Annotated in this window: 6 protein-coding genes; 4 read left to right on the top strand and 2 right to left on the bottom strand. The window is 74.0% G+C overall.

Annotated features, from left to right (window positions below):
• Positions 1-65: 65 nt before the first annotated feature.
• Positions 66-1,154: a DUF3558 domain-containing protein gene (locus LG943_RS23875; RefSeq protein ID WP_270074603.1), complete on the bottom strand. Its 1,089-nt coding sequence runs from the start codon at positions 1,152-1,154 to the stop codon at positions 66-68.
• A gap of 506 nt (positions 1,155-1,660) precedes the next feature.
• On the opposite strand from LG943_RS23875, the gene LG943_RS23870 reads away from it, so the two are divergent.
• Positions 1,661-1,876: a hypothetical protein gene (locus tag LG943_RS23870; RefSeq protein ID WP_270074602.1), complete on the top strand. Its 216-nt coding sequence runs from the start codon at positions 1,661-1,663 to the stop codon at positions 1,874-1,876.
• A 104-nt stretch (positions 1,877-1,980) separates the two neighbouring features.
• On the opposite strand, the gene LG943_RS23865 is transcribed toward LG943_RS23870, so the two are convergent.
• Entirely contained in the window at positions 1,981-3,084 is a 1,104-nt protein-coding gene (locus LG943_RS23865; RefSeq protein ID WP_270074601.1) for a coiled-coil domain-containing protein, read from the bottom strand.
• Positions 3,085-3,782: 698 nt separating this feature from the next.
• Between LG943_RS23865 and LG943_RS23860 the strand changes: the two genes are divergently transcribed.
• The 3 genes from LG943_RS23860 to LG943_RS23850 all read left to right on the top strand — a co-directional run bounded on the left by LG943_RS23860 (position 3,783) and on the right by LG943_RS23850 (position 6,384).
• The gene (locus LG943_RS23860; protein ID WP_270074607.1) at positions 3,783-4,736 is read left to right on the top strand and encodes a methionine ABC transporter ATP-binding protein; all 954 of its coding nucleotides are present in this window, start codon (positions 3,783-3,785) and stop codon (positions 4,734-4,736) included.
• Positions 4,733-5,416, top strand: a complete 684-nt coding sequence (locus tag LG943_RS23855; RefSeq protein ID WP_270074600.1) for a methionine ABC transporter permease — start codon at positions 4,733-4,735, stop codon at positions 5,414-5,416. The genes LG943_RS23860 and LG943_RS23855 overlap by 4 nt, the downstream gene beginning before the upstream one ends.
• A 104-nt stretch (positions 5,417-5,520) precedes the next feature.
• Positions 5,521-6,384, top strand: a complete 864-nt coding sequence (locus tag LG943_RS23850; protein ID WP_270074599.1) for a MetQ/NlpA family ABC transporter substrate-binding protein — start codon at positions 5,521-5,523, stop codon at positions 6,382-6,384.
• Positions 6,385-6,549: the final 165 nt, after the last annotated feature.

The raw sequence follows: 6,549 nt of genomic DNA, 5'->3' as shown, positions 1-6,549 counted from the left end.
GGCGCGGCCAGTGGCCGCGCCCCCGCGCATGGTGCCCGTTGGTGCCCGTGGTGCGGGCGGCGGACTCAGCCGCCGACCGGACCCAGGGCCTCCGAACCCAGCGTGTGCATCATGTCCTCGACGTCGGAGAACTCCAGCGGCGCCGGCGTGTCCTCGGTGGCGCTCAGCCCCGGCGACAGCGAGTAGCGCACCTCGATGTTCATGTTCTCCTTGCGGATGAGCATCGTGGCCACGGAGTCCTGCGTGGTGAGGATGACCTCGGTGGAGAACACCAGCTTGGCCTCGTCGCCGAGGTCCACGTCCTCCTCGTTGTGCACCTCCAGCTCGCTGAAGCTGCCGCTCTCGTCGGTGACGTAGTCCAGGTTGGTGTTGAACTCCTCCTTGGCGCCCTCGACGGAGTCCGAACCCGCGTACGGGGTCTGGTAGGTCAGCGTGACGCCGCCGTAGGTCTCGCCCTCGCCGTCGACGTACCAGTTGCAGGTCGAGGTGGAGTCGGTGAGGCTCTTGCTGCCGTCCTCGATGCCGTACTGCGACAGCGTGCCCTCCGAGATCGCGCTGCACGGGTCCTCGGGCAGGGCGTAGGGCGGTCCGCCCGCCGCCGGCTCCGTGGGCTGCTCCTCGGTGGGCGCCTCGGTGTTCTGCTGCTCGGAGGGCGCCGTGGAGGGGTCGGCCACCGGCGGCGGGTCCTCCGGGTTGCGCAGCAGCACCACCAGCACCGCGATCACCAGGGCGACGATGACCACGCCGCCGCCGATGACCACGAACAGCCCGGCGTTGCTCTTCTTGGGGGGCTGCTGGTAGCCGCCGGAGTCCATGGGGCCGGGGCCGTAGGGCGGCTGGCCGCCGCCGGAGAACATCTGCTGGTCGGCCGGCTGCTGGAACTGCGGGCCGCTGGGCGGACCGTAGCCGGGGCCGTAGCCGCCCTGCCCCGCGTTGGGGTCGCCGCCGTAGGGGCCGCCGCCCGGCCCCTGCGGTCCGGGGGGACCCTGGGGGGACTGGTAGGGGCCCGTCCCGTAGGGCTGGCCGGAGTAGGGGGCACCCTGATCGGGACCGGGCTGGCCGTAGCCACCGCCGTAGGGCGGCTGCTGCCCGCCGGTTCCGCCCTCGCCTTCCGGATACTGCGGAGGCTGTGTGTAGGGTCCGTTGTCGCTCATGACTCCCCTCGCGCCAGCTTTGCTTTAAACGCATTGTGAGACGCGCGTCGGCGCGCTTCCGGTTCCACCTGCCGCGCACGGGCCGCCGGAGGGCGGCCGCGGGCGTTGTCGCGCTCCGCCGCACGGTGGCGCGGCGGCGCGGGCGGAACGTGACGTGTCGCCCCGCCCCATGGGCGCGGGCGGCACCGCGACAGCGGTGCGAGGCCGAGCGGGGGGCAGGACGTTCGCATCCTAGCTACCGAGTGTGCCCCGCCATGCCCCCTGAACGGGACGAAAGGGCCAACATCGTCATCGTTTCGTGGTCGGAACGGGTTGTTCCGTTTCCCGGTGGGGGAGGTGCGGCGGCCAAGTAAGGGCTGCGCGAGGCGGTGGGGGCGGGCCGATCGTTGCGCTATCGCAACCGGTGTCCCGCCGCCGCGTAGGGGTGCGGGCTACGGTGGACGGCGACCCCATCCACCCGGTGTCCGCCCGGCCCCCGCACGGGCCGCGCGGTGGGAAGGCCGGAGATGAGCCCCACCGACCCCGCCCCGCCCGACGACCCCGGCGCGCGCGACGCCCGTGGAGTGCCGGAAACCCCCGGTGCGCCGAACGCTCCCGGCCCGCCCCGGCGGCGCTACGGGTTCACGGCCTGGGCGGTCTTCGTCGCCGCGATCCTGGCCGTGCTGACCCTGGTCACCGGCTGCCTGTCGGTGCTCTACGGCCCCCTGCTCACCGGCGGGTGAGACAGGGGAGGGCCGCGGACGGCGGATGGCCGGCGTGAGCGGGCATCGGCCGTCCGCCCCGCCGACCGCTCACCGCCGGCCGCGGACGCGCTCCCCTCACCCGGCTAGAACATCGAGATGTGCACGTGGTCGAAGTGGTTCTCGGTGATGCTGCCCCGGTCGGACATGTCGCGCCACCCCTCGTCGCCGCGGCGGACGTCCCAGATCTGCTGGCGGTAGATGATGTACATGATCCCCAGCCGCTCCGCGTTGTCCTGCGCCCACTCGGAGATGGCGTACCCGCGGTCGATCTGCTTCTGCGAGGGCATCTCGCCGTTGGCGTTGAGCATGAAGTCGCAGGCGCGGCCCTTGGGGTGCTCGCCCACCACCCAGCCGCCCACGGGCCGGTAGCAGCCCACGCCGCCGGTGTCGGGGCTCTCGCCGAACTCCTCGATCACCAGCGCGCGCATCTGCTCGGTGCGCGGGGTCAGGTTGTACTGCCCGCCCATCTCCTGGGCCGGGTAGTCGGCGATCAGCTCCTGGACCTCCGAGCGCCGGGCCTCCAGCTCCTCCAGGTCCTCCTCGGCGGCCGCCAGCTTCTCCTCGGCGTTGTCGCGCGCCTTCTCGTCGCGCTCGATGGCCTGCTCCAGGCGGTCGATCTTGTCCTGGTTGGTGTTTGACAGGTGGCCCACCAACTGGGCCTGGTCGATGATCGCCTGGGGGTCGTCCTCCACGAACATCGCCATGGCGGGGTCGATGCCGCCGTTGGTGTAGCTGGCCGCGGCGAGTTCGCGCACCTGCACCTGGGCGTCCTCGACCTCCTCGCGGGTGGCGTCGGCGCGCTCCTCGGCGTCCTCGGCCGCGTCGATGACGCCCTCCATGTCGCGCAGCTCGCCCCGGTACTCCTCGCTCAGGGCGTCCGAGCGCGCGCGCAGGTCCTCCAGATCCTCGGCGGGCAGCGGCGCGGCCAGGCTCGCGGGGGAGGAGGCCAGCCCCCCGGCCAGGACGCACGCCGCCAGGACGGCGGAGGCGGGCCGGCGGGGGTGGAGCGGGAGGCGGTCGGCGGGGTCGCGCGGGCACGGGGGGTCGGGCGCCCAGAAGTCGGCGAAGTCGGCCGCGTCAGCGTGACCGGCGGCAGCGGCGCGATCAGCCCGATCGGCGGATGCGGCGCGTTCGGCGACGCCGGCGGCGGAGGCGTCGCGCGCGCGGTCGGATCGGTCGGGTTCCACGAGGGTTCGCTCCTCGGCTGGCGCGCGGACCCGGGGCGGAGCAGGGGGCCGCGCGCTGGGGTCGGTTGCTCGGGGCGGCCGCGGCGGTCGAAGGCGCGGGCACGGGCGAGCACCCGCGGAACACGCGGGCGCGGGCCTCAGCAGGGTAGGGCACCGCACCGGGTTTGCCAATCGATCGGCCGCCCGCGAGCGCGCTCGGGCCGCCCGCTGGCGGCCCTTGGATTGTACGGAAAGCCCCTGCCCGCCGGGGGCGCGGGCGCGCCCGGCGGGGCCGGCGCGGCCCCGGTGCCCAGGGGGGCGGCGGGGGCGCGGCGGGGCGCCTGTGGCGAACCTAACGCCGTGTCCAGGCGCTGGGGCGTGGCAACGCGCCGCTCCTATGGTTAGCTGGAGGACGTGCCCACGACAGACCGCCGCGACACCGCCCCCGGCCGCCGACCCGTAGTCGGCGGCGCGTGTCGGCGCTGTCGAATGCGCGGGCTCTGTAGCGGCTGAGGACCCTGAGGACTCCCCTCCACCGTCTTCGCCCCCTGCGCGATCCGGCGCCCCGGCCCCCTTCGGCCGCGCGCGACCGCCGGACCCCGCTCGCCGCGCCCCCGACCCCGGGCGCGCCGGGCCGCCGCCCCCGAGGTCCCATCATCCCGCCTGCGCACACCCGTGCGCGCGGTGCGACAACGACGAGGATTCCCGTGATTGAGGCTGTGGGCCTGCACAAGGTCTACCGATTGAAGGGACGCCAGGTGCGCGCGCTCGACGGCGTGGACCTGCGCGTCGAGCAGGGCGAGGTCTACGGCGTCGTGGGCCAGAGCGGCGCCGGCAAGAGCACCCTGCTGCGCTGCGTCAACCTGCTGGAGCGGCCCACCTTGGGCACCGTCACGGTCGACGGCACCGAGCTGACCGCGCTGCGCGGCCCCCGCCTGCGCGCCGCGCGCCGGCGCATCGGCATGGTGCACCAGCACTTCGCCCTGCTGTCCTCGCGGACCGTCGCCGGCAACGTCGCCTTCCCCCTGGAGGTCGCCGGCACCGACCGCGCCGAGCGCCGCCGCCGGGTGGGCGAGCTGCTGGAGCTGGTCGGGCTGTCGGACAAGGCGCGCGCCTACCCCGCCCAGCTCTCCGGCGGCCAGAAGCAGCGGGTGGGGATCGCCCGCGCGCTGGCCTCCAACCCCAGCGTGCTGCTCAGCGACGAGGCCACCTCGGCGCTGGACCCCGCCACCACCGAGTCCATCCTCGACCTGCTGCGGGGGCTCAACCGCGAACTGGGCCTGACCATCCTGCTGATCACCCACGAGATGGACGTGATCAAGCGGGTGTGCGACTCCGCCGCGATCCTCACCGACGGCACCGTGCGGGAGTCGGGCCGTGTCATCGACCTCATCGGCCGGCCCGGCTCCCTGCTGGCCCGCTCGCTGTTCCCGCTGCCGGCCGTCGACCACCCCGACGCCGTGCACCTCACCTACACCCGCTCCTACGACGAGCCGCTGATGTCGGAGCTGACACGGCGCTACGACGTGGACGTCAACGTCCTGGGCGGCGCGATCGAGGAGGTGTCGGGCCACGCGGTGGGCCGGCTGGCCGTGCGCGTCAGCGGCGCCCGCCGGGCCGACGCCCTGGCCTGGCTGGACGGAAAGGGACTGCTCGTGGAGGCCGCGCGATGACCGCACTGCTGGAGGAGATCGCCCGGCGCTGGCCCGAGATGGCGCCCGAGCTGTGGCTGGGCACCCTGGACACCGTCTACATGGTGGTGTGGTCGGCGCTGTTCGCGGTGCTGGGCGGGCTGCCCCTGGGCGTGCTGCTGGTGACCACCGACCGCGGCGGCCTCACCCCCGCCCCGGTGCTGCGCGCCGTGCTCAGCGGCATCGTCAACGTGGGGCGCTCGCTGCCCTTTATCGTCCTCATGGTGGCGGTGCTGTCGCTGACCCGGCTGCTCACCGGTACCACCCTGGGCCCCACGGCCGCGATCGTGCCGCTGAGTATCGGCGCGATCCCCTTCTTCGCCCGGCTGGTGGAGACCGCCGTGCGCGAGGTGGACCGGGGCGTGGTCGAGGCCGCGCACGCCATGGGCGCGGGCAAGCCGACCATCGTGGCCAAGGTGCTGCTGCCCGAGGCCCTGCCCGGCCTGGTCGCCGGCCTGGTCATGACCCTGGTGACGCTGGTGTCCTACTCCGCCATGGCCGGCGCCATCGGCGGCGGCGGGCTGGGCGACATCGCCATCCGCGAGGGCTACCAGCGCTTCGACGACCTCTACCTGTGGGCCACGGTGGTGCTGCTGGTGGTCGTGGTGCAGGCCGCCCAGTCCCTGGGCGACCTCGTGATCCGCCGGATCTCCCACCGCTAGCACCCCCCGCCGCTCCACCCTAACCCGCGCGGCCGCCCCCCGCTCCCGCCCCCCGCCGTCCCCGGTGCCGACCCGGCACCACGACCCCATGTGAAGAAGGAACCATGAACACCGAGCTGCGAAAGATCTCCGGAGTCCTGGGCGCCGCCGCCCTGGCCGTGGGGCTGAGCGCGTGCGGGAGCCCCAGCGAGCAGGCGGCCGAGGAGGACTCCGGCGGCGGCGACCGCACCACCGTCCGCGTCGGCGCCACCCCGGTGCCCCACGCCGAGGTGCTGCGCTTCGTGCAGGAGGAGCTGGCCGCCGACGCCGGGCTCGACATCGAGATCGTGGAGTTCACCGACTACAACCAGCCCAACGCGGCGCTGGCCGAGGGCGAGATCGACGCCAACTACTTCCAGACCAAGCCGTTTTTGGCCGACTACGAGGACGGCAACCCCGACGCCGACCTGACCTGGGTCTCCGACGTCCACCTGGAGGCGTTCGGGCTGTACTCCGAGACGCTGGAGGAGGTCGGCGGCATCGAGCGCGGCGCCGAGATCGCGGTGCCCAGCGACGCCTCCAACATGGGCCGCGCGCTGAACCTGCTCGACGCCGAAGGCATCATCACCCTGGCCGAGGGCGCGGGCGAGACCGCCGGCGAGGGCGACATCGAGGAGAACCCCAAGGACGTCGAGCTGGTGCCGGTGGACGCCGCCCAGCTCCCGCGCTCGCTGGCCGACGTCGACGCCGCCGTGGTCAACGGCAACTTCGCCCTGGAGGCCGGGCTGGCGGAGTCGGCCAACGCGCTTGCCTGGGAGGAGACCGAGGGCAGCCCCTACGGCAACGGCCTGGTGGTCCCCGCGGGCCACGAAGATGACGAGAGCATTGCCAAGCTCGACGAGCTGCTGCACAGCGACGAGGTCCGCACCTTCATGGAGGAGGAGTGGGACGGCGTCGTGCTGCCCCTGGAGGGCGGCGGCGAGTCCTGACCGCGCCCCCTTCGGGGGGTTACGTCGACGCAGGTCACGGTCGTACCCTGGCGGGGGGGGGGGGGGGGGGGGGGGGGCGCCCCCCCCCCCCCGCCGTGTTTTCGCCGGTTGCCCCGCCCGGCGGCGGTGCGGCGGAAGGGGCCCTGCGGGTAACGGTTGAATTTC

The organism is Streptomonospora mangrovi (assembly GCF_027604915.1).
Taxonomy (GTDB): Bacteria; Actinomycetota; Actinomycetes; order Streptosporangiales; family Streptosporangiaceae; genus Streptomonospora; species Streptomonospora mangrovi.
This window is presented reverse-complemented; position numbering and strand designations above follow the sequence as displayed.